Consider the following 893-nt stretch of genomic DNA (forward strand, 5'->3'; position numbering starts at 1 on the left):
ATGTTGGCAGACTCGAAAGTAAACAGAAAGATCAACTGGTAGTAATCCGTACTGAACATATTATACATTATTCTCAGTATAGTTGAGCTTATTATTGACTAGAGTCATGCTCCTAAAAGCCCTCTAGCCTAACAGGCAGCGCGAACCCCTCCTCCCTGAAGCGTTTTGCTCAACTTTTGCTCTAAGGTTGCACGGCCATCTCCAGGGATCCCCGGTGTACATCAGCGTCATCATTCCCACCTACAACCGCCGTCCCATTTTGGAGCAGTGTCTGCGGGCCCTGGCGCAGCAGCAGCCCGGCCCCTACGAGGGCTACGAGGTGGTGGTGGTGGACGATGGCTCCACCGATGGCACAGTGGAATGGCTGCAGAACAACCCCGTTGGCTTGCCCCAGTGGAAACTGTTGCAGCAGGAGCACCGCGGCCCCGCCGCTGCCCGCAACTTGGGGTTTCGCCACGCCCAGGGATCCCTCATCGTCTTTATCGACAGCGACCTGGTGGTGGTGGATCACTTCTTGGCCAGCCACGCCCAGATGCTGCGACGACACGGCGTCACAGGGGATCCCCGCTCCCCCCACGAGGCCAAGGTCTTCACCTACGGGCGGGTGATCAACACGAGCAATTTTCAGGATCCCCGCTCCGAACCCTTCAAGCCCACCGATTTTTCGGCAGCCTTTTTCGCCACCGGCAACGTGGCCATTGCCCGCCATTGGTTGGAGCTGGCCTGCGAAACCCCCGCCGGCCCCTTTGACGAGCGGTTTCACCTCTACGGCTGGGAAGACCTGGAGCTGGGGGTGCGGCTAAAACGTTTGGGCCTGCGCCTGGTCAAGTGCCCCCAGGCCACCGGCTACCACTGGCATCCGCCCTTTGAGCTGCAGCAGATCCCAGGATTGA

Annotated in this window: 1 protein-coding gene; it reads left to right on the forward strand. The window is 59.2% G+C overall.

What is annotated here, in order from left to right; all coding sequences use genetic code 11:
- Positions 1–214 precede the first annotated feature (214 nt).
- The coding region (locus NW837_RS05775; protein WP_414329783.1) for a glycosyltransferase family 2 protein at positions 215–893 on the forward strand (679 nt) is incomplete at its 3' end.

Origin of the sequence: Synechococcus sp. R6-10, assembly GCF_047461815.1 — a bacterium.
Lineage (GTDB): Bacteria > Cyanobacteriota > Cyanobacteriia > Thermostichales > Thermostichaceae > Thermostichus.